16 protein-coding genes are annotated in these 23,778 nt (G+C 49.1%); 2 read left to right on the top strand and 14 right to left on the bottom strand.

Going from position 1 to position 23,778, the window contains the following annotated elements; all coding sequences use genetic code 11:
• Window positions 1–207 precede the first annotated feature (207 nt).
• The 13 genes from JHJ32_RS20690 to JHJ32_RS20630 all read right to left on the bottom strand — a co-directional run bounded on the left by JHJ32_RS20690 (window position 208) and on the right by JHJ32_RS20630 (window position 18,917).
• Complete coding sequence (locus JHJ32_RS20690) at window positions 208–1,197, bottom strand: hypothetical protein (protein WP_079718669.1); 990 nt, start codon at window positions 1,195–1,197, stop codon at window positions 208–210.
• A 44-nt stretch (window positions 1,198–1,241) separates the two neighbouring features.
• On the bottom strand, window positions 1,242–2,588 hold the full coding sequence (locus JHJ32_RS20685; RefSeq protein ID WP_079718672.1) for a deoxyguanosinetriphosphate triphosphohydrolase: 1,347 nt from the start codon (window positions 2,586–2,588) through the stop codon (window positions 1,242–1,244).
• 50 nt (window positions 2,589–2,638) lie between these two features.
• Window positions 2,639–4,399, bottom strand: a complete 1,761-nt coding sequence (locus tag JHJ32_RS20680; protein ID WP_200122288.1) for an N-acetylmuramoyl-L-alanine amidase — start codon at window positions 4,397–4,399, stop codon at window positions 2,639–2,641.
• A 134-nt stretch (window positions 4,400–4,533) separates the two neighbouring features.
• Entirely contained in the window at window positions 4,534–5,634 is a 1,101-nt protein-coding gene (locus tag JHJ32_RS20675; RefSeq protein WP_079718667.1) for a S9 family peptidase, read from the bottom strand.
• 29 nt (window positions 5,635–5,663) lie between these two features.
• Window positions 5,664–6,764: a Gfo/Idh/MocA family protein gene (locus JHJ32_RS20670; RefSeq protein WP_079718666.1), complete on the bottom strand. Its 1,101-nt coding sequence runs from the start codon at window positions 6,762–6,764 to the stop codon at window positions 5,664–5,666.
• The gene (locus JHJ32_RS20665; protein WP_200122286.1) at window positions 6,761–8,458 is read right to left on the bottom strand and encodes a GMC oxidoreductase; all 1,698 of its coding nucleotides are present in this window, start codon (window positions 8,456–8,458) and stop codon (window positions 6,761–6,763) included. Before JHJ32_RS20665 ends, JHJ32_RS20670 begins: the two co-directional genes overlap by 4 nt.
• A gap of 173 nt (window positions 8,459–8,631) precedes the next feature.
• Window positions 8,632–9,165 carry a gluconate 2-dehydrogenase subunit 3 family protein gene (locus tag JHJ32_RS20660; RefSeq protein ID WP_079718664.1) on the bottom strand — a complete coding sequence of 178 codons (534 nt, stop codon included), beginning with the start codon at window positions 9,163–9,165 and terminating at the stop codon, window positions 8,632–8,634.
• Window positions 9,158–10,369, bottom strand: a complete 1,212-nt coding sequence (locus tag JHJ32_RS20655; RefSeq protein ID WP_200122284.1) for a nucleoside permease — start codon at window positions 10,367–10,369, stop codon at window positions 9,158–9,160. The genes JHJ32_RS20660 and JHJ32_RS20655 overlap by 8 nt, the downstream gene beginning before the upstream one ends.
• Before the next feature lie 72 nt (window positions 10,370–10,441).
• Entirely contained in the window at window positions 10,442–11,404 is a 963-nt protein-coding gene (locus JHJ32_RS20650; protein WP_079718662.1) for a sugar phosphate isomerase/epimerase, read from the bottom strand.
• 70 nt (window positions 11,405–11,474) lie between these two features.
• The gene (locus JHJ32_RS20645) at window positions 11,475–13,232 is read right to left on the bottom strand and encodes a RagB/SusD family nutrient uptake outer membrane protein (RefSeq protein ID WP_200122283.1); all 1,758 of its coding nucleotides are present in this window, start codon (window positions 13,230–13,232) and stop codon (window positions 11,475–11,477) included.
• Window positions 13,233–13,327: 95 nt separating this feature from the next.
• The gene (locus JHJ32_RS20640; RefSeq protein ID WP_176146275.1) at window positions 13,328–16,789 is read right to left on the bottom strand and encodes a TonB-dependent receptor; all 3,462 of its coding nucleotides are present in this window, start codon (window positions 16,787–16,789) and stop codon (window positions 13,328–13,330) included.
• A 190-nt stretch (window positions 16,790–16,979) separates the two neighbouring features.
• Window positions 16,980–18,152, bottom strand: coding sequence for a FecR family protein (locus tag JHJ32_RS20635; RefSeq protein WP_200122281.1), 1,173 nt, complete (start codon window positions 18,150–18,152; stop codon window positions 16,980–16,982).
• A 180-nt stretch (window positions 18,153–18,332) separates the two neighbouring features.
• A complete protein-coding gene (locus JHJ32_RS20630) occupies window positions 18,333–18,917 on the bottom strand; it encodes an RNA polymerase sigma factor (RefSeq protein WP_079718657.1) in 585 nt (194 codons plus the stop codon).
• A gap of 219 nt (window positions 18,918–19,136) precedes the next feature.
• Between JHJ32_RS20630 and murF the strand changes: the two genes are divergently transcribed.
• On the top strand, window positions 19,137–20,441 hold the full coding sequence (gene murF / locus JHJ32_RS20625) for a UDP-N-acetylmuramoyl-tripeptide--D-alanyl-D-alanine ligase (RefSeq protein WP_317043128.1): 1,305 nt from the start codon (window positions 19,137–19,139) through the stop codon (window positions 20,439–20,441).
• A gap of 4 nt (window positions 20,442–20,445) precedes the next feature.
• Here the strand turns inward: murF and JHJ32_RS20620 are convergent, their stop codons facing one another.
• On the bottom strand, window positions 20,446–21,750 hold the full coding sequence (locus tag JHJ32_RS20620) for an aminotransferase class V-fold PLP-dependent enzyme (protein WP_200122279.1): 1,305 nt from the start codon (window positions 21,748–21,750) through the stop codon (window positions 20,446–20,448).
• Window positions 21,751–21,883: 133 nt separating this feature from the next.
• Between JHJ32_RS20620 and JHJ32_RS20615 the strand changes: the two genes are divergently transcribed.
• Window positions 21,884–23,764, top strand: coding sequence for a CocE/NonD family hydrolase (locus tag JHJ32_RS20615; RefSeq protein ID WP_200122277.1), 1,881 nt, complete (start codon window positions 21,884–21,886; stop codon window positions 23,762–23,764).
• Window positions 23,765–23,778: the final 14 nt, after the last annotated feature.

The following is a 23,778-nucleotide window of genomic DNA, read 5'->3' as shown; positions in this document are numbered from 1 at the left end:
GAGTTTTTTTGATATTCAAAATGTTTTTCAAAATTTCTATCAAAAAACATCTAATCACTTAATTATCAGCTCTTCCCTTTTTCTGGTAATTCCTTCTCAATGAACAACAACCTACTTTTCAAAAAAGCAGGGCATCAAAGGTAGCCATTTTTACCTGTTGATGCCAAATAAAATTGAATAAAAATCAAGCATCAATTATCCTCGCGATCATTCTCTCTCCAGTGAAATCGCATTTGCTGGGATAAAATCGCCGTTGGCGTCCAGCAAAAACGACATCGGCCGTTCAGGATTTTTGATAATTTCGAACAACGAATACCCCCAAGGCTTCCAAAAATTCTCGAGTACCTGCCCGAATGTTTTCACCTGCCATTGATCAAACATCGGCCTCATGCTCATACTGGCCAGCGGCATCGGTTCGACATATACCATATCAGGCGTCGTCAATACGGTATATTCAGGCAACCGGCTAAATAAATATGCCGAATAAAAATACCTTGCGCATAATTCTTCAAACTGAATCGGATGCAGCACCTTCCCCGTTATCTTTTCCAGGTATTCCCCATGATATACGTTATTGGTACCATTATCCTGCAAGCACACGATAAGGCCAAAATCATTCATCCTAAGTGAGTACACCAACGTATTGATTTCGTCGCGGTAGCCGAATGTATTTTCGGGATTGTCCACCGGTACAACCACCACGGAAAAAGGTATAGCACCATCAAACTGCATAGGCCTGATAAGCGACTGCAGCATTAAGTGCAAATTTTTAAATTTATGCGCCAGTACCTGTGAAAAATTCATGGCCTCTCCGCTAAGCATTTGCTGGCGTATGCCTGCTTGTATCTCATTAAAGACAACTCCATACACCATCTTAGCCACCCACTGAAACAGCAATACGCTTTCCAACTCCTTTACCGCATGGTACCCACTGTCAAACGCTTGCTCCACCTGTCTATCCAGCTCGGCAATCCGTTCAGCCACTTCCGTCGCACATGGCAGTTGCAATTGCTTATAGGTACGCATACTTTCATCAAGCAGCTTGAAGGGCTTGTCTTCCAAATCAAACTTGCGCATGAGCCAGTGCGGAAAGACCTGTATGTGTTCATCCACCGACTGCAACGGCTGCCCGCTCAAGAAGCAGCTATTATTGTCGAACCGGAAGTCGGTGAATGGGTTGTATAGAGTTGTATGCATAAACTAACGCGTCATTTGCTAAATGGCAAGGTCGGTACCTTGCCTTAATCCAATGAGGGAAATGATATTCCTTTTATTTTCCGATAAAGCTCCACGGCGTAGAGGTCAGTCATCCCCGAAACAAAATCAAGTACCGACCGAATTTTAGCGTACGTATCCTGCCGTTGGGTGTAAAACTGCTGGGGCATTAATGCCAGCAGCTTCGTATCATATTTCGTCCGCTCCTGTTTGAGGTAGGCGGGGATAAACTCTTCCAATAGACCGTTCATGACTTTATAGCCCGCAACCTCGATTTGCACGACCGATTGCGCATTGTAAATTTTTTCTACCGACACCTGCTCGATCGCACGCATGGCATTGACCAAATCAACATCTACCGCAGCCATTAACGGCTGGCCAAACTGCCCCCGCAAAAGGGCATCTTGGTTTTCTGCGAAGACTTTTGCGCAAGACATAATCAGTGTATTTATCGCCTTTGCCCGCAGCAAACTTATCCGGCTATCAAAATCGGCAAGTTTTTTTAAGCGTCCTTCCAGTTGGTCATCGCGGCAAACCGGCAACAACAGGCGCTCGACCTGTTCGTAAGACAAGATGCCAAGCCGATGGGCATCTTCAAGGTCAATGATATTGTAGCAGATGTCGTCCGCCGCTTCCACCAGATAAACCAAGGGATGACGCTTATAGCCCGTCTGTACGTCCGCATCTTTAATCAGCCCCAACGCTTGCGCTATCTTTTCAAAGACAGGCTCTTCAGATTTAAAGAAGCCATACTTCTTTCGGTGGTGTGTATTTTTGTCGTGCCCATCAATGGCGGCGCACGGATATTTCACAATGGCAGCCAATGTCGTATAAGTCAGCGCAAAGCCGTGCTCATCTTTACCCGCAAAAGGATGCGTAAGTATACGCAGCGCATTAGCGTTACCTTCGAAGTGAGTCAGATCGGCCCATTCAGCCGGCGTAACTTGGTCTTTAAATTCAACCCCAATCCCATCTGTAAAATAGTTTGAAATAGCTGCCTCTCCCGAATGCCCAAAGGCGGGATTCCCTAAATCATGGGATAAACATGCAGCGGATACAATATTACCCACTTCCTGCAAATAGGGAATCTCGTTGTCTATCTCCGGATTTGCCCTACGCATTTCATTATAAAAAATACGCCCCAGCGACCGCCCTACGCTAGCTACTTCAAGGCTATGAGTAAGCCTGTTGTGTACAAATACACTGCCCGGCAATGGGAAAACTTGTGTTTTGTTTTGAAGTCTACGAAAAGGCGACGAAAAAATCAGCCGATCGTAGTCCCGCTGAAATTCGGACCGCGCGTCATGCTGATCATCTACCTGGCGGGATTCGTATCCCCACCGCTTGGCGGAGAGCAATTGTTTCCAATTCATTACGTCCATGTGCAGGCAAAGGTAAGACAAAATTGACTAAACATCGTGGGTTACTGAACCGCCTCCAAAAAATCCCGCAGCCCATCCACAATGCGCTCAGCGACCTCATCATGAAAGCCAATATCCAACAACCGCTCCTCGTCGGCCGGATTCGATAGAAAAGCTACCTCCACCAAAGCGGATGGAAATCCCGTGGGCGCATTGAGTGCGAAATTAAATCCGCCTACATTACCGAAATCCGCCAACCCCAGTTTTCGCAACTGGGCAAGAATATGGCGCGACAGGGGCCGGTACGCGTGATGCCGGTAATAGGTAGACGTTCCCTGTACCAAGGGGTTTACCGAGGCGTTGCAGTGAATACTTATCAATAAATCCGGATGCTGCGCTTTGAGCCACGTCAGCCGGTCGCCGTTGTTGAAGGACCGATCTGTTTCCCGCGTCATAATCACCGTCGTGCCTATCCTTTCCAAGGCAGTTTTTAATTTCAATGCCATGGATAAGTTGAGGTCTTTCTCCAGTGCCCCTGTCATTCCCGTTGCGCCACGATTACGCCCGCCATGCCCTGCATCCACGGCGACGCGCAGCTTTCCAAGGTCAAGCTTTGGAGGCTGGGCCTTTACACGGATGACCAGCTGAGTACCGCTATACCCCACATCATATCCCCACAATTGTGGTTGCTTCGTCTCGACATATACGCGAAATACACCTTTACTAACCTGCTCATACCACACATTTTCAATCGCTATAAGGCTGTCCTTCTGTGTTATCCAATTACTGTTAGACACCGCACCATAAATATCCACCACGATGCGCGTGGGCGCATGCTGTACAATTGCGGTATAAGGAAGCCGTTCATTCAGGCCAATGCGGATGAAATCGTTCGTGCTATCCGACGACACCATCCAGCTACCGGTAAGCGAATAAGGTCGAAAATGTACACCTTGCTGCAAGCGAACAAAATCTACCGGCACGTAAGCCTGCACTTGTTCAGAGAGCCTCAACCGGTACATATCGTTCATTTTGCCTGTTATTTCCAACTTCACCAGACTATCTAGATACCCCATCTTGGCTCCGCCCAAACGATCGGTGCCTAAGCCATAGAATAAGGGGACATCATTGGTCTTGGTCAAGCCCGTCAATGCATGGGATTGGTTCAATACAGTAATCCGCTGGCGGCTGTCCTTTGTTACCGTTTGTTGGGTAGTTTCGTCGTATAACACAAACCGAATAGCCTGTTCCATCAAACTATCGGACGGTTGGATCACATATTCACCCCGGTAAATCCCCGCCACCTCCGCATCTGCCGTGTCCACTTCAAAAAGTGGAATACCTTTATAAAACGTGGCTTTCATCCCCGGAGGAGCCTTCATTTCTACCTGTAGTAAATCGCCGGGCTGCAACCATAAATCCCCCTCCATCGATAGACGCACGTCATCGATGGCAAAACCGCTCGTCGGTTGGGGCGGAGCAGGCTTTTTATAAACCACAACCATTCGCCGACACACCGTATCCGAACCAACAATGTACCGGACATGCAGCTCATTGTCCCCTTCGGTCAGGTGCAGTGGCGCGGCAAACATACCGGTACGGTATACCTGTACTTCGTTGCCATTGAGGAAAAGCATACCTGAAGGATCAGCCTGCCCTTTGAAAAAGGCAATGCCTTCCGCCACGATCGTACTATCCGAAGTGGGGAAGGCAACTTTTAGTTTTGGCGCCTGTTGCGCAGCCAGCATCAACGGCCAACCGGCAATCAAAATAAACTTTGTCCTAAAATCTATTATAAAGCGAAACAATGAAGCGTAATCCATGATCTTTCAAGCCCTTTGCGTATTCTTTCCATCCCCGCCATCACCGCTACACTTGGGGGATTGGTTTTTGATTAGCAAGAATAAAAAAAATCAGATTACATTGTACGCTTATATTCCATTTCCCATTGGGGCAGCTAAGGCGAAGGCATCGGGTAATAACTCGCCTTCAACAGCGAGGTCGGGTCGGTGAATGGGTGCTTAGGTTTTAAGTACCGCCCGAGAAACTGATAGATCGTCAACCGGACTTCCACCGCCTTTTTAGTATCCAGCCGGTCAAAGACATGTCCGCCGGGCATATTCTCGAATATTTCATACTCGAAAGTCTTATTTGCCGCTTGGAGGGACTTGATCAGGTGTTCTACCTCCAGCACATTCACATCCTCATCGTTGGTATTTGCATGTACAAACAACGGGGTTTCCAACTTATCCGCATTCCAAACCGGCGAACGCTTCCGGTATTCCGCCACGTTTTGGTCGGCGCTTTTGCCCAAATGATAATCTGCCGAGTACAACTGCCGATATCCATCGTTTTTATATCCCATACGGGCGATAAGGTCACTTACCGGCACCCCGGCAAACCCGACTTTATAATCCTTCGGAAAATTAAACAAATTCATCAAGGTGATCATTCCTCCGTGGCTCCACCCCATGATACCGACCCGGTTTTTATCAATGAAGCTATACTGATCCAACATAAAATCTTTACTCACCCGCACATCTTCATTCTCCAATCCGCCGTAGTCAATCTGTTGGTAAAATCCCCTGCCATATCCGCTACTCCCCCGGTATTCCGGGGCGACCACCACATACCCTTGTATCATAAGCTCCTTGATGATATGCGCGTATGCCGTTCTGAAATTCCCATGTACGCCATCATGGGGCAATACAAGCAATGGGTATTTATCATCAGGATTAAAAGGTTTAGGGATAAACACATAGGCCATGAATTTCAACGGATTGCCAGCACCCTGGCCGGTCGGATTCCGCTCCACCGCTGGTGGCGGTCCTGTAAGTTGCACTTTGTCCATGTAAGCAAAGTCATCCAGTCCGAGCATCCAATTCAGATCGTCAATAACCTTATTCAGCTGCTGAAATTGGTGTTGCAAATTTTCAAACTGACTTTGCAACCGTTCATACGACTGGTCGGCCTGCTGGCCCACCACGATTTGGGACACAAAAAGCCCAGCACCTAAACATGCCAGCCGCGCCCAGCGAAAAGAGGGGATAATAAACATGACTAATTAAGTATGAGGTACAAAAATTCCTATGCATTCATGGCCGGCAGCTGCACAACCCGCCCTGTACGCACCGATTCATCACAAGCAAACGCAATACGCAGGCTGTTGATGGCGTCGTCCGTCGCACGGGAAAGATCCAGATCTTCAACGATGGCCCGAAGAAAAAAGGCCTGTTCGCGATTACACAGTTCCTGGTGATCGGGTTCGTCTTCCATACTGATCCATTCATCCGGCGCCACAAACTCATTGGCACCATCTAAAGCCGCATGATGCAACCGCAGTCGCTCCGTCTTGGTGTGCGACGCCACAGCATCCGATTTTCCATCCTGCTGGGCGTTAGCAGCCACAATTGAGACCGAACCTTTAGGCCCGATAACATCTTTTACAAAGTAAGCCGTCTCGCTGATCATCGGCCCCCAACCCGCTTCATACCAACCGACCGATCCATCTGAAAAGCGAAGCTGTAATTGGCCGTAATTATAATTGGTGTCGGCAATGTCATCCGTCAGTCGTGCACCTATCGCGCTCACTTGCGTTGGCACCCCAGGCGCCATTTGGCACATCACATCGATATAATGCACACCGCAGTCGACAATGGGGCTAAGGCTCTTCATCAGATTACGGTGGGTATCCCACATGGCGCCGTGGCTTTGCTGGTTTAAGTTCATCCGCATAACCAACGGGGTTCCCAAACGGCGGGCTTCCGCAATAAACCGCATCCACGAAGGGTGGTGCCGTAGAATATAACCCACCACCAATTTTTTACCACGTTCCACAGCCGCGGCCTTCACACGCAAAGCGCCGTCAACCGTGTCCGCGAGCGGCTTCTCAAGAAATACGTGAGCTCCTGCCTCAAAAGCCGCGATTGCATACGCCTCATGTGTATCAGGATACGTAGCGATACACACCGCATCGGGCTTGGTAAGCTTCAGCGCTTCCAAATAGTTGTCGTATAAGGCATAACCCCCTCCCAGCGCGTCGTTGAGGACTTCTTTGCTCTTTCCGGGGGAAACCAGGCCACAGATCTGAAAACCTTCCAGTCCGTGGTACGCATGGGCATGAGATGCCCCCATATTTCCACAGCCCACTACAAGTATGCGGAGCGGGGCACGTTGGTTATTGGTCATAAGTCTCCTTTTTTTAGCGCGCTGACAGCATAGTCGCACGCCCGCGCAGTGAGCGCCATGTAGGTAAGCGATGGATTTTGGTTCCCCGTAGATGTCATGCACGCTCCGTCCGTTACAAACACGTTAGGTACCTCGTGCAATTGGTTCCATTTATTCAATACTGAAGTCCTCGGATCATGCCCCATTCGGGCGGTACCCATCTCATGGATACATGCACCCGGGTGCGAAGGTCGATCATAGGTACTGATGTTTTTCAAACCAGCCACTTCCAGCATTTCGGCAGCGTCATTCTTCATATCCACACGCATCTTCAGCTCGTTCTCCTTAAACTCCGCATCAATGGCCAGCAGTGGCAATCCCCATTTATCCTTTTTTGCATGATCCAGCCACACCCGATTCTCGTAGTAGGGAAGGGTCTCACCCCATCCTGCGAGTCCCATACGCCACTCTCCCGGCTTTGTCCGTGCTTCTATTTCTTCCGCATAGCTCAGTTCAGCAATGTTTTTTTGCCATCCTGAACGGCTCGCACTGCCGGACATTCCAAATCCCCGCAAATAATCACGCTTATCTTTTCCAAAATTACGGTAGCGGGGCACATATACAGACGCCGGTCTTCTGCCGGAGTAATAAACATCTTCAAATCCTTCGAACGTGCCCGATGCACCTACCCTAAAGTGATGGTCCATTAAGTTGTGCCCCAATTGGCCGCTTCCATTACCCATTCCTTCAGGAAAAGCATCCGAAACCGAGTTCAGGAGGATGTAAGTACTTCCCAACGTCGACGCATTCAGAAAGATGATCTTGGCGTAATATTCCGTAGTTTCCAAAGTCTGCGCATCGATTACCCGAACACCCTTTGCCCTTTTGGTTTCCTTATCATAGATTATTTCGCTCACTACCGAAAATGGACGCAACGTCAGATTTCCTGTCGCGACGGCAGCAGGCAACGTGGCCGATTGCGTGCTGAAATATGCGCCATAAGGACAGCCCCGGGCGCAGAGGTTTCGGTTCTGGCACTTGCCCCGGCCGTTGTGCGGCACGGTCAGGTTGGCCATCCTAAAAATCGTCAGCACCCGCTCCCGGTTGTAATGCGCTTCTATTCGCTTCTTGACCTCCTTTTCCACGCAGTTCATTTCCATGGGCGGTAAAAAAACCCCGTCGGGGCATTGGGCCAGCCCTTCGGCCTGCCCACTTATGCCCGCAAAGCGCTCCACGTAGTCGTACCAAGGTGCAATATCTTGATAACGGATAGGCCAGTCCACGCCTATCCCTTCTTTAGCGTTTGCCTCAAAATCCACTTCGCCCATCCGTAAACACCCTCTCCCCCACATCAGCGACCGCCCGCCAACGTGGTAGCCCCTGAACCAGTCAAACCGCTTCACCTCCACATACGGATTCTCTTCGTCGTTCACCCAGAAACTTTCGTTGTATTCATTGTAGTGCCCATGCCGGGTCTGCACGGGGTGGGTACGCTTCTGTTCATTAGTCAGCTCCCCCCGGTGCTTAAACTCCCAGGGCTGCTTTAAGGTATTTTCGTAATCTTTGATATGCTCTATATTGCGGCCGCGCTCCAACATGAGTACTTTCAGCCCCTTTTCGGTCAGCTCCTTGGCCGACCAACCCCCACTAATACCAGAGCCGACGACAATAGCATCATAGGTATTCGTTTTTTCTGCAGTAATATTTAGGTACATCCTTTTGTTTTATTTAGTTAGTGTCTGTCTATCCCGTCTCTGGCTTCATTGCGATCTCCCGGTAAACGGTCTTTACGACACGTCATTTGCGTTTTTCTGCCCATGTGCTCCTTGCTGGATACCAGGGTAGCCGAGTCCCTGCGTTTCTGGATAGACGCCAGTCATTATCCGCGCTACATTGCCCAAGCACGCTGCCCTTCCTGCAAGGGCAGGCACCCATGGTAGTCACCCGGTATAAAATCCATCACCAGCGCTTGCGTAGCGCCGATTTCAGACGTATAATACCCCTGGTTGGCCAACCGCTTAATCAAGCCGAAAAACGGTGCGCTGTCTCCCTCAAATGTTTTAAGCAACTTCTCGCGGTCTTCCGGCGTCAACTTGTTGAAAGATTTGCCATGGTATTGCCTGGCCTCTTTTTCCAGGGTCGACAATCCCTTCGATACGAGTTCGCGGTCTTCCTCACTGTAGCAATCTTCCAGCATCATCAACACGAATGGTCCGACGCCGGCAGCTTTTGCCCCCGGTATATCCGTTTCCGGAATCAATGTATCACATACCGCGTCCATCAACTCCCGTTCGGTATCGCTGAACGCTGACGTTTCTCCGCGCTCTCCCGAACACGACTGAGTCATCAACCCAAAGGTAGAAATGGTAGCGGTACCGCCGATGAGCATCGCTACACCTTTGATTGCTTGTCTTCTATTCATATACTTGTTGTCTTTTTTTCCTTTCGTTGAAAAATAATACCAATAGCACAAGCAGCGCTACCGATATGTATGCAGGAATTAACCAAACGCTTTCCCAGTTATACGTTGTGTGGTCACCACCGATGATGACATATTGTTCCGTAAGGTACCCCGAAATATAGGATCCCAAAAACATCCCAATCCCATACGTCGCAAACGTGATAAGCCCTTGTGCAGCGTTCTTGATCCGCTCACCAGCCACATGCTCTGTATAGATTTGCCCCGTGACGAAAAAGAAATCATAACATGCACCATGCAATGCAATGCCAACCAAAAGCATCCACATGGCGTTATCAGCGTCCCCGAACGCAAAAAACAGATAGCGCAATATCCAACAAACCAATGACAAAATCAACATCCGCTTGACACCCAGTTTTGCAAACAGAAACGGAATAAGTAGCATAAACAGTGCTTCCGATACCTGGCCCAGTGTCATTTTCCCCGCAGCATTGGATACGCCTATATCATTTAAAAAAGGATTAGCGAAATTGTAATAAAACGTCAAAGGGATACAAATCAGTATGGATAACACAAAAAACAGCAAGAAAGCACGGCTTTTGAACAGCACCAATGCTTCGAGTCCTAACAGCGATTTCCAGGAGGCGTTGTTCGTCCGATTCGGCGGCGTATGCGGAAGCATAAAACTTAGCATCCCGAGTGCTATCGAAGCAATTGCCGCAACATGAAAAATAAGTGACGAGCTATCCAGCTCCAGATAACCTATTAACAGGCCGGCCGCTATCCATCCGATGGTGCCCAGCACCCGTACCGCAGGAAACTGCTTTCCCGGATTATCCATTTGCCTGAAAGAAATGGAGTTGGCAAGCGAAATGGTTGGCGTATACAGTATCGTATATAGTAAGATCAACCACCAGAATGCGGAAAATTCCGTAACCTTGCCCACAAAGAAAAGCACAACAGCTCCAGCGATATGCAATACACCCAATACACGTTGGGAAGGGAAAAAACGATCAGCCACTAATCCGACAAAAAAGGGGGAAATGATGGCCCCGATGGAAAAGGTCGCATACGCACTCCCCACCTCCACGGCTCCAACCTTAAGGTGGGTCATCATGAAGGTGCCCATGGTTACGTACCACATGCCCCATACAAAATATTGCAGGAACATCATCGACGACAACCTCAACCGAAGAAAAACATCCATATAGCGATTAAAAAGTGTGCAAACTATCTTAAAGAAGGAAGCCACTGTAGGCTTCCTTCCATCATCCTCTACTTACCCATTAAATGCGTTACGCAACACTTCCAAACTTTTGGGCACGGCAATATCCGGGTTTTCCTTACCTTCCATCTCCAACGACACATATCCCTTGAAGCCTTTATCACGTGCAATCTTACCTATACGCGGATAGTCGAGATCCAAATCATAATAATGGCCACCTCCATAGTACGTTTTCGCCTGAATGATGTTGGCATATCCCACCAACCGCTCAAATTGCGGGTACGGATCACCTACATAGTTTCCTGTATCCAGGTTAAGCCCCATTGCGGGCGAGTCCTTGAGGGCTGTATAAATACGTTCGAGGTAGTCAATATTGGACGAAAGCCCCCAGTGATTTTCGATAGCCAATATCACCCCTGCTTTTTCCGCATCGACCAAACATTCGCCCAAGCCATCGATACACCACTTAATCGCATCTTCGTCGGTATACCCCGGAAGCGGGGTTTCTTTACCCGTTTTATAGTAATCAGGTGCTGACCGCCCGGTGCCCCAGCTACCGGTATTCATCCGGATGCAGGGAATTCCCATTTGCACGGCCAGTCCGATGCAACGCTTAGTATGGGCAATATCACGCTTACGGCGCTCAATATCTGGTTGCACGAAACTTTGGTGAATCGAAAGCATCGGCAGAGCCAATCCAGCGTCAAAGGCAAGACGCTTCAATTTATTCATGTAAGGCACTTCCTCGCTTTCCATTTGTCTATGCAGGATTTCCACCCCATCAAAACCCAGCTTTGAAGCGTTTTCAATAACCTTTTCAATCGGATATTTGACTTTCTCGAAATGCCAGTATGAATACGTAGACACTGCAAACCGTATGGGAGGCGTATAAGGTGCGGCTTTGGAAGCTTTGGCGTCCGCTTTAGCAATCAAGCCAGGTGCAGCTACCGCTGAAGCACCAATGACAGCTGCATTTTTCAGCCATGACCGGCGTGATAATGATGTTGAATTTTCCATTTTTTAAAATTTACTTGTTTTGTTACTAAAAAGTCAAGCAACTAACGATGCTCCTTGATGTTTATATACGTTAATAATTGGGGTTCGGCACCAGGGTTCCCAAACTCAAATCGATCTGAGCTTGTGGAATGGGGTAATACTCATGCTTACCGACTTGGAAGACGGCCGATCCGTAATACGTATGGACCGCTTTTTCTTTCTCCCAGTAAGCCGTAAGCTCTTCGGCCACGGTACCGTACCTTACCAGGTCAAAGAAACGGTGTCCTTCCATGGCCAATTCCAGTTTCCGTTCGAATCGTACGGCTTTCCGTCCATATTCCGGATTAGGAAATGTCGGATAAAGCCCGATTTTGTAGTTTGCCGCCGGAATATCGGTGAAACCCATTCCGGGGTTATCATTGTTGATATAGGTATGTACCCACGTGGCGGGATCACTCATCCGGCTGCGCACGCGGTTTACCAGTTCGGTTGCTCTCACTAAGTCACCCAATTCCACTTCCACTTCTGCCGCCATCAGCAACACGTCCGCAAAGCGGATTATTTTGTAGCTGATGGTTGTATAGATGCCGTACAATGCCGTAGCATCTGAATACACACCTTCTTGTGCCTTGTAATAAACCGTTTTGATTGGTGCATAGGGTCCGCCGCTCGATTGCTCGCGAACGGCTGCTTGCCCCGGATGTACACCCCAATCCAAATATGGAATACCACGGCGCCCCACAGTCCAATCCAAGCGCGGATCAAGGGCGGTTTCATCCGGTGTAAACGGCGTCGTGGAGGATATCCCTTGATCATTTTTCACGTCCACTGCGTTGAAATTATCCAAGTAAGGAAGCCCGTCTTCGTTCACCCGGAATGAGTTAACTAAGCTCTGGGAGGGTTGAAAAAAGCCGCTGCCCCCCGGAGGCCCCCAATTATAAGGCCCGTTGAGCCGGTCGCCACGGTTGCCATTTTGGCCGTTCGAGCCATCATTCACCGAAAACTGTACCGCAAAAACCGTTTCCGCATTATTTGATCGCTCCGCGTTAAAGTTGTCATGGAAGTTCACCAAATCATATTTCACGCCCAGGGGGTTTGTTCCATTCGTGATAATGTCGTCAAACAATGGCTTGGCGGCTGAGTATTTGCCTTGGAAAAGGTAGGTTTTTGCCAAATACGCCTTCGCCGCCCAACTGTTGGCCCTGCCTATCGCCGACTGTGTTGACGGAAGGTTTTCAGCCGCAAAAACAAAATCGTTTTCAATCTTCGGCCAAATGTCCGCTGTGTTTGGGACATTCAGGTTACCGTTGTTATAGTTGATGCTTTCATCCAGGAAGGGCACGTTATTCCATTTTTTCTTCGCTTCAAAATGAAAATGCCCCCTTAAAAAGCGCGCTTCTGCGGCAATCCGCGTTCTTTCCGCGTCCGAGATGTCGTTCACCAACTCGAGGACACGCAGCACCTCGTTACTCCGTTGTATCGCGTCATACAACACGCGCCATTCGCTGTTGAACAAACCAGTAGCCGGATTCCCCGCGAACGTTTCTACCGCCAAAATATCCGGAAGGTCTCCGAGCGTAGAGCCTTTGTACGCGTCATCAGCGGCCACACTTCCAAACACCCAGTTTGAGCTCGAAATGCCATTGCCACTGCCTGCCCCGCCGACTTTGTCCAAAAGCGAATAGGCACCGATGAGTAAGCCTTCCGCACCTGCGGCATTGGCCAGCGTCTGATCACTCAATGTCCCCAAGGGATCGACTTTCAAAAAACTATCACTGCATGAGCTCACACCTAAAAGTGTCACCACACCCATGCTGTATACCGTTATCTTTAAAATGAATTTTTTCATTCGAATAATTTGTTTTTGACGGCAATGAATCTTGCATAAATCATTCATGTCCTTTTGTTTATGCCTATTTATGCAGGTTCATATCGATCAATTCCTTAAAATGTGAAACTTACACCTAAGTTATAGTTACGTTGATTATTCGGGTAGTTGCCATAATCGATACCGAACGCGCTCTCCGTACCGCCAAGTTCGGGATCCAGTCCGGTATATTTCGTGATGGTGAAAAGATTCGCCACCTGCAAGTAGACCCGCAACTGATTGATACCCAAACGGGTCAATTGATTCCCTCCAAATGTATAGCTGAGCATGATGTTCTTCAGCTTTAAGAAAGAAGCATCCTCGATATAATAAGAATTAGGAACCGCGTTGTTGCTAAAGTTCGATTGGTTTTCAATAATGGGCGTTTTAGCATCCAGGTTATCGGGGCGCCATGAATTGTACAACAGGTCCTTGCTCTTCACGCCCTGCAACGACGGAAAAAAATCCGTCCACCAACGCTGATAGTTCACGGCATCATTGCCTTGCGAACCGTAAAAAAACATGGTCAACCCGAATTGCTTATAACTTGCGTTCATATTCAAGCCATAGGTAAAATCGGGGTTCGGATCCCCGATGAACGTACGGTCTGCGGTAGAAATCTGGTTATCACCGGTGATATCCGCATATTTAAACCGACCTGGGGCTGCGGCATCCTGCGCGGGCGAATTGGCCACATCGTCCGCATCGCGGAAAAGCCGTTCAACCTGATAGCCGAAGAATGCGCCAACGGGATGCCCCACTTGGTTCCTCACGAAATTTCCCGTCCGGGTAGTACCCGTATCAAAATACGTGTTCGGCAAATCAACCACGCGGCTCCTATAACGAGTCACGTTCAATCCTAAATCAAAGGTCAGCTCTCCAGCTGTCCCATGGTAGTTTGCATTAAAATCGACCCCTTTGTTTTCGATATTCCCGATGTTTACCGTTGGCAGGGAAGCTCCACCAGCCGTGGCTGGCGATTGATCTTCAAACAACAGCCCATTTATCCGTTTCTGGTAATACTCAACCGAAAGGTCAAGTTTTGAATTCAGCACGGTCATATCCAGCCCGATGTTGGAAAGCCGGTCTTCTTCCCATCCGGTAGCTAAGTTTCCTATCCGGCTAAGCCGGAATCCCTGCAGGGGGCTTGACCCCGTCCCACCGATGTCATAGTACGAATTCAAACTGCCGCCCACCGTGCTGTTATATTGCGTGTAAGCATTGCTGGGATCCACATTAAGCTGATTGCCCAAAATGCCCCAGCTCCCACGAATCATCAAATTGTCAAGCCAGCTTACTCCTTCCATAAAACGTTCTTCGGATGCTCGCCAGCCTGCGGAAAACGCCGGAAACATTCCCCAGCGATTCTGTTCACTAAACCGGGACGATCCGTCGCGACGGAGCGTGACCCCGACGATGTATTTCTCGTCAAAATTATAGTCAACTTTACCAAACTGGGAGTACAGGGTATACTCCGACATGCTGCTACGATTGGTAAAGTTGCCCGAACCCGAGCTTAATGTAAGAAAGCTTGGATCGTCGCTGAAGTATCCGGCCGAGCTGCCACCGAGCGTCCGGCCAGTATTCTCCACAGCCTCCAAGCCCGCCAACACCTTTACTTGGTGCCGTCCAAACTTCTGGTTGTATTGAAGCGTATTGGTGAATGTCCACTGCTGGGTATACGACGAACCCTCGTTGTACGTATTTATTGAATTGTTTTCGGCATCTTCATACGTCCGGCGCAGGAAGTTGTTGGTATTTCCACTTCTTACGAATCCACCGAAAGAAGTTCTGAAATTGAAATGCTTAAGAAAGTCGATCTCCGCGAAGATGTTTCCCTGAGCGGTCCACGAACTGTTATGATACCCACCGTTGCGCTGAGCCACGGCATAAGGGCTGGGGCTTTGTCCCAATCCCCGGGCCCGCGTACCCGCGTAGTTGCCCATCAAGTCAAATACCGGAATAATGGGCTGCATCATGAAAGACAGCATCAATGGGTTACCGGTATCGGAAGTGTTTTGTACGCCGGTGTATGCGCTCGGATTATCCCGGGTAAACAGGTATAGGTTTTCCCCCACACGGATATTATCTTTGATATTGAACGATGTATTGGCCCGTACGCTGTACCGCTTTAGGTAAGAGTCTATCATCGTCCCTTGTTGGTTGAAATACCCCGCAGAGAAAAAGTAAGACGATTTATTGCCAGCGCTTGAGGCTGACACCGTATGGCTTTGTATGGGAGCCGGTTTGAATATTTCATGGAACCAATCCGTCCCTTCCTTATTTGCCGGTATGATCTGATAGATATCTCCCCTGCTATAATCAACGTTGTAACTTGCCAGCTGTTCTTCGGTCAAGCTACCCACCACACCCGTATTTGTGCCCACAAGGATGTAATCCGGTATAACGGGAGTCGGGCCGTTGCCATATTGCACATGACTGGGATTACCGTTGGCATCCACTTGCCCGGAGTTAATGAATGCTTTCCAGGTCACCTCGGCCATTTCCTGCGTATTTAGCAGGTTATAGACATTGCCGCTCGGCGGTGTCTGAATCCCGTAATAACCGTCGTAAGTAATTTTAGCCGCACCGGCTTTTCCTTTTTTGGTGGTTACGACAATCACGCCATTCGAACCCCGCACCCCATAGATTGCAGCTGCGCCTGCATCTTTCAACACTTGTATCGATTCGATATCGTTCGAATTGATGTCGGTCAATTCGCCCTGTACACCGTCGATAATGACCAAAGGACTGTTGTTGCCGAATGATGTAATTCCTCGAATCCGGATATTGCTTGCCGAGCCCGGACTGCCGGACGTCGTAATGTTCAGACCTGATGCCCGGCCTTGCAGCATCTGCTCAGCGCTTCCTGCAGGGACATTCTTCATATCTTCCACATCCACGATGGCTACCGAACCGGTGATTTCTTTTTTGGTTTGGGTAGAATAACCGACCACAACGACCTCTTCCAGCACGCTGGGCTCTTCAACAAGGGCAATGCCGTATGTCGTCCGTTGATCGGTAGGGACAGTTTTAGTTTCGAATCCCACATACGAAACAACCAACGAAGAATTCGCCGGCACCGTAAGTGAGAATCGGCCGCTCTGATCCGTGTAGGTGCCATTACCAGCACCACCCTGTATGGATACGGATGCACCACTTAAGGGATTTCCCGTTTCATCCGTTACTGTTCCCATGATTTGTCTGGTAGAATCTTGTGTGACGGTGGCTATCGGTGCCTGTAAGTGCTTGCGCGTAACCAATACCATCGACTTTTTAATACGGTAAGACAAAGGCTGATTGGCAAAAACGGCATCCAGAATCTTGGTAATGGGAGCATTTTTGAAGTTAACAGTGAGTGGTTTGCTTCCACTGAGATCGTCGAATGCATAAAGGAAATCATAATCCGTTTGCTTCTTTAATTCTTCAAAAATCCAGACCAGTGAAACATTTCTGGCTTGAATGGTCGCGTTTTGACCATATGCTGTCGCTTTGACTTGAAATACCGCTATAAGCATCAATGCAATACATAGCTTCATGGTTATCAAAAGTCTAGTTAGGGAAAGAGCGTGACTACTGCCTCTTGCTCGGGCAGCAAAAATGTTATACATTTGCATATTAGGTTTGTTAAAAATTGTTTCCGCAATTGATTGACCTAATCACAGCGTTTGCCGCTGGATAATGAACCGGAAGTGTTCGAGCACTTCTGGTTTTTTTATGGAGTTGATGTCATGACATAACGATAATCCTCCTTCCTTTCTGCTTAAACTTAAAATTGCCGATCGACTGAAAATATTCCAGCAATTCATTCAGCGTACGTTTTCTGGAAAACGTGCCACCGAAGAGTCGCGGCGAGATCTCCCCCTGAAAATAAATTTCTACATCATACCATCGCGATACCTCTTTCATGATACTGGTAATATCCTGTTTATAAAAAGCAAAATATCCATTTTTCTTGGCGATAATGTTGGCGACATTTATCGAAGATACCTGTATACCTGGCATCCCTTGCTGTGTTATGGCCTGTTGGCTTGGCGTCATTGATAGCGATTCCTCAGGCGTGGCCATCGTAATCATGCCTTCAACCAATGTTGCATACGTAGCTTTTTCATCCCGGTAGGCTTTAACATTGAACTGGGTGCCCGTGGCAATGACTTCCGTTTCGTTGGCCGCAACGATGAATGGATTTGTTTTATCAGACGTCACGTCAAAGAATGCTTCTCCAGATATCGTTACACGACGCTCGCTTCCAGTGAAGCGTGTGGGAAACTCCAATGCGGACTCGGTGTTGAGCCACACGTCCGATCCGTCGGGAAGCGTCACATTAAAGTCCCGCCCCTTCGGCACAAAAATCGTATGCTTGGCAAAGACCCTGGACGACGAATCCATGTCGCCCAAACGTTGGTAATAGCTCAAGCTATTAATCGATGTCTTTTTGACCACGGCTTGTCCAACAGTTGTTTCGACCCCGATTGGCAAACTATCTACCAAATAGTCTTTTCCTTCAGCATGAATCGTCAACGCCGCATACGTTTGAAATGCTACGGGTTCACGCTGTTGTATAGCAACGGTCCCTACCGTTGGTAGGGGATGACGACCGAGAAACCAAATTCCCAGCCCTGTCAAGGCCAATAACAGGATGGCAGCCGCACCGGCCAATTTTCCGAATAAGCTCCTGGTTCGCTGCGGAGACTCCGCCTCCAGGGGTTTCGGATTTTCCAACAGATGTCTTAACCGGAACCGCAACTGGTGCTCCACCTCCACTTCTTCTTCCGGCTGCCATTCCCATTCTTCCTGAGCAGCTTGCTTAGCGAGCCACAAATAAAGGATTTGGCGCTCCTCCGCTGTGCAATCGCCCTGAAGATATCGTTTGATTAAATCGTTGACAGCTTTCCTTTTCATGGTTTATCACCGGGTAACAGTCGCTAAGTGTATTGGCGGCCGGAAAAGTAGTATTGCCCAGATCAAAAAAAACGCAAACCACTCGTTATCAACAAGAAAAATTCAGCAAACTCAAGAAATTTTACAAACAAATAATGAATTGAATTGTTTAGGAGCAAAAAAAGGTGGTTCAAGCAGCTTTTAAGACAGCAACGCCCTTATCAGCACAAACAGCGCAGCGCCTACGGAGAAATAGGCTTTATTTATTTTCATCCTGAGGTATTTGATCGAAAAACTGACCTGCTTTCTAACCGTGTTCTCCGCAATAGACAGCTTCACCGCAATTTCCTTGTAAGAAAGCCGTTCATTTCGGCTCAAGAGAAATACTTCCCGCATCTTTGGTGGCAGTTTCGCAATTTCTGCGTTGATGAATGCGGCCAAATCATGCGCATCGATCTCTGCTTCCAATGAATGGTGTGGATCCGGAAAATAAGCTGCCATCGCAACGACATAATCGCGGTGCCGTATACTGCTTTTGATAAATCGGATAGCCTTGTGGTGCACCATGGCAAAGATATAGCCTTTCAATGACTTCACTTCATGCAACTGCTCGCGTTGTTGCCACAGCGACGTAAACGCATCTTGTACGATATCAACACTTTCTTCCTTATCCTTTATGATACGGATAACATAGGCATAAAGCTCTTTCCAGTACGCACTGAAAAGCATTGAAAAAGCTCGTTTGTCTCCGGCAATCAAGCCGTTCAACAGTGATGTTTCATCCATCTCTTCAATAAAAAAAACCTCAATTTAGCTGAATTGCCTGAGATATAATTGGTCGCGGGATAAATTTGTCCGGTAAAATTACATTTTTTTGTGATTAAAACGCAACAAAGATCAAATTTATGAGCAGCGACAGCCGTTTACCGAATCCGTTGCTCCTACATCATGCATTACACAAGTTTTGACTTATTTCCTGAAATCAGCAATATTCGCTAAACTTGCATGATGGAGCCTGCTGCATTATACCCCTATTTCCTCAAGTATCCACTTATCAGTACGGATACACGTCATATCCAGCCCGACAGTCTGTTTTTCGCCCTCAAGGGGTCGAATTTCAATGGCAATCAGTTTGCGTCTGAGGCGCTCGAAAAAGGTGCCCGGTATGCTGTCATTGACGAACGTCAATACCGGCGTGACGATCGCTTTTTGCTTGTTGATGATGTGTTGATCGCTTTGCAGGAATTAGCCCGCTTCCACCGCATGCAGCTGCAGATACCCTTTATTGGGATCACGGGCTCGAATGGCAAGACCACCACGAAAGAATTGGTCCATGCTGTACTCTCGAAGCAGTTCATTACGTATGCCACCAAGGGCAATCTCAATAACCATATCGGCGTGCCGCTCACCATACTCGCTATCTCGCACCAAACCGAAATCGCTGTTATCGAGATGGGAGCCAACCATCCCGGCGAAATCGCACTGCTTTGCGATATTGCCCATCCCACCCACGGCCTGATCACCAATGTTGGCAAAGCGCACTTAGCAGGCTTCGGCGGTTTTGAAGGTGTAAAAAAGACGAAGGGTGAGCTGTATGACTACCTCGCCGCCCATCAGGGCACGTTGTTTTTGCAAAACGACAATCCTTTGCTCAACGAGATGGCTGGTGCAAGGAATATCCAGCACATCGTCAACTATGGCTTTTCGGCGACCAATGACCTGATAGGCGAGTTAGCGCATGCCTCCCCCATGCTTGAGCTGCGCTGGCGGGAACAAGGAGATGCAACGCCGCGTACGGTACGCACCCAGCTTACCGGCGCATACAATACGGAAAATATCCTCGCCGCAATATGCATCGGCAGGCATTTTGGCATCACGCCCGGCAATATCAACCAGGCGATAGCCGACTACACACCAGCCAACAACCGCTCGCAGCTTACCCAAACCAAACACAATACCGTGATTTGCGATTATTATAATGCCAATGCGAGCAGTATGGCTGCCGCATTGGACAATCTCCGGTTTCTTGAGGCCAGCCACAAGGTTGTCATCCTTGGCGACATGTTCGAAATGGGTGACGAATCCTATGAAGAGCATGGCAAGGTAGTCCAGCAAGCAGCCGCATTGGGTGCCGTACGCACCATTTTCGTAGGCGAAGCTTTCATGCAGCACCGCCATCCCCATGCCGAGTTCTATGAGACCACAGAAGCTGCCAGGGACGCACTGCGCCACCAGCCCGTCCGTGGCGCGCTGGTACTCCTCAAGGCGTCACGCGGTATGGCTTTCGAGCGATTGGTGGACGATCTGTAACCACTTATGATTTTGCGATCCCATGGAGTGCATCGAGCAAGCGATCCAGATCGCTCAGGCTGGTGTATACGTGTGGGGTGATCCGCACGCAGTGCACGTAGTCGTTTACCATGGCCGTCGTGTGTATCTTATACCGATTGAACAAGGCAGCGTCAAGTTCTGGCGCGGTCATGCCATCCATGCTTACCCCGCAAATCCCGCAGGAATAGGCGGCAGCGAGTGACGTATGCAGCCGTACCCGGGGAATATGGCTCACAGCCTCCTTTGCCCAGTAGTCTTTCAAGTAACGTACACGCTCTTCTTTTCGCTTCGGGCCAATCCCTTCATGGAAATTAATCGCTTCGCCGATCCCCTGCTCTAACGGGAAACTGCGCGTGCCCAGCGTTTCAAACTTCCGGATATCGCTCCTTTTTGGCTCGCCATCGCATACCAACGGCCAGATTTTTCCGATGTGCTCGCGTTTCATCCACATCATTCCTGTACCTACGGGTGCCGATAGAAACTTGTGCAAGCTGGTGCCGAAATAGTCACACCCCAGGTCCGAGACCTTGAAATCCAGCAGACCGAATGAATGCGCCCCATCCACGATGACTTCGATTCCATGCTCATGGGCCATTTCACAGATTTTTTTTACCGGCATGATTTGGCCTACCCAATTGATGACATGCGTCACATGGATGACCTTGGTACGTGGCGTAATCGCGTCGCGGTAGGCCGCTACAATCAAGTCATCGTCTTCAATCGGAAAGTCAAAAGCCAGCTGCTTATAGACAATCCCTTCACGTTGGGCCCGCTGCCTCCAGGCATGCATCATGTTTGGATAGTCCAAGTGGCATCCGATAACCTCATCCCCGCGCTGGAGATCCATGCCGAAAATGACCGTATTCAACGCTTCCGTAGCATTCCGGTTGATTGCGATTTCCTCAGGGTCCGTGCCGGCCAAGCGGGCCAATTTCTGCCGAAGTGGCTCACGCCCTTGATCCAGGATACGCCACATATAGTAAGAAGGCCCTTGGTCGGCCAGCTTATGATAATTTTCCACGGCCTGCTGCACGACAATGGGAGGCGGCGACACACCGCCGTTATTTAAAATCAGGATATTAGAAAAACTGGCACTGTAGCCTTGCTGTACCACCGACCAGTAATCTTCATCACGCGCCACTTCAGATGCCGATTTTCCTGCCATTTTTTTATCAAATGGAGCTATGGACTTTGCCATCGACTTAGAAAATAGACTTTGCCCTGAAAAAGCCCCCATCAATAAGGCGGTTCCCCGCAGGAAATCCCGACGGTTATGCAACTGTTTCATGTATCTGGAATAACTTTATGCCCAAAAATATTGCTGAGCGCAGCGAAGTTATGATTTTTGTTGCAAATGAGCGCGGTTTTGGCTACCATTGCATGCTTTTTTAGCCAGTTACTTAAGACACGAACACAAAACCATGAACATTTACCGCATAAGCTGCGTTATTCTTACCGTTTTATCCATCAGTCTCGCAGCACTTTCCCAACCCACACCCGCCGACACGCTTTTCATTCGTGAACACTATAAAAAAAGAGAATTTTTAATACCCATGCGCGATGGGACAAAACTCTTCACCGCTGTTTACGCACCCAAGGATACCACGCAGGTATATCCGATTTTACTGATGCGTACGCCATATAGCGTTGCCCCCTACGGCCCGGACGCTTATCGAGCCCCATTAGGTCCCAACATTCGTTTTACGCATGAACGGTTTATCTTCGTCTATCAGGATATCCGCGGCAAATACATGTCCGAAGGCAACTTTGTTGCGGTACGTCCCTACAACCCCAATAAAACGCATCGTCAGGATATTGACGAAAGCTCGGATACCTATGACACCATCGATTGGCTCGTGCACAACATCCCGCACAACAACGGGAAAGTGGGCATGTGGGGTATCTCGGCTCCTGGTGGCTACGCTACGGCGGGCCTCATCGATGCTCATCCCGCGCTTGTGGCGGTATCGCCTCAAGCACCGGTAACCGATTGGTTCATGGGCGACGACCGGCACCATAATGGTGCATTCATGCTTATGGGGTCGTTCGCATTCGTTTCATCCTACGGCCGCGAACGGGATAGCATATCACCCCGCGGCATGCCCGGATACAACGCGTATGGAACACCGGACGGATACGACTTCTACTTAACCGCCAAAACGCTAAAAAACCTTACCGCCAAATTAGCGGGCACCAATAATACGCTGTGGAATGACCTGATGACACATGGGACATACGATAGTTTCTGGCAGGCACGTACTCCCCTCCCCCACTTGAAGGATGTCAAACCAGCTGTACTCACGGTTGGTGGATGGTTCGACCAGGAGGACCTCTACGGCCCCATCAAAACACAGACCGCCATTGCCACCCAAAGCCCACAGACCCGACAACATTTTGTCATGGGCCCCTGGTATCACGGCACCTGGGCGCGGGGCCGAGGCGACTGGCTTGACAATATACCTTTTGGATCAGCCACAGCCGAGTTTTACCGCGAAAACATCGAATGGCCTTTTTTCATGCATCACCTGAAAGGCAAGCCGGATCCGCACCTGCCGGAGGCATACATCTTTGATACAGGAAGCCATATCTGGAACGCTTACCGCCAGTGGCCGCCAAGATTTGCGAAAACACAAAAGCTGTATCTGCTTCCCGGCGGCAAACTTGGCTTTGAAGCGCCTGCCGAAGCCGGCAAGGTTGCTTCGGCTGCGTATTACAGTGATCCCGGCAACCCGGTACCTTATACGGCCGAAATCAGGCTGCTCCGTGGCAGTGCATACATGGTCGAAGACCAACGCTTCGCCGCCCGTAGGCCGGATGTGCTGGTGTTCATGACCGAGCCCTTGGCAGACGACGTGCAGATCGCCGGCCGCTTAACGGCCAACCTGTTTGTCAAAACCACCGGCACGGATGCCGACTTTGTAGTAAAACTCATCGATGTCTTTCCCGACAACACGCCCAACCATCCGGAAAGGCCCACGGCCGTCATGGGCGGCTACCAACTGATGGTCCGCGGCGAAGTGATGCGGGCCAAATTCAGAAATAGCTTCGAAAAGCCCGAACCGCTTGAACCGGGCAAGGTGACCCCGATCTCGTTTGACTTGCAGGATGCCGCACATACATTCAAAAAAGGTCACCGTATTATGGTACAGGTCCAGAGCTCGTGGTTTCCATTGGTCGACCGCAACCCGCAGCAATTTGTAGACATCTACCACGCCGATGAAACCGACTTTACACCGGCGTGGCATGAAGTGTTTTTTACACCTGAGCACCCCTCCCATATCGAACTGATGACCATTGATTAACGAGAAATTGCAAT

This window comes from Parapedobacter sp. ISTM3, from assembly GCF_016533505.1.
GTDB classification, from domain to species: Bacteria; Bacteroidota; Bacteroidia; order Sphingobacteriales; family Sphingobacteriaceae; genus Parapedobacter; species Parapedobacter luteus.
The sequence above is the reverse complement of the archived record's forward strand: the minus strand, read 5'-3'. Positions and strand labels throughout refer to the sequence as shown.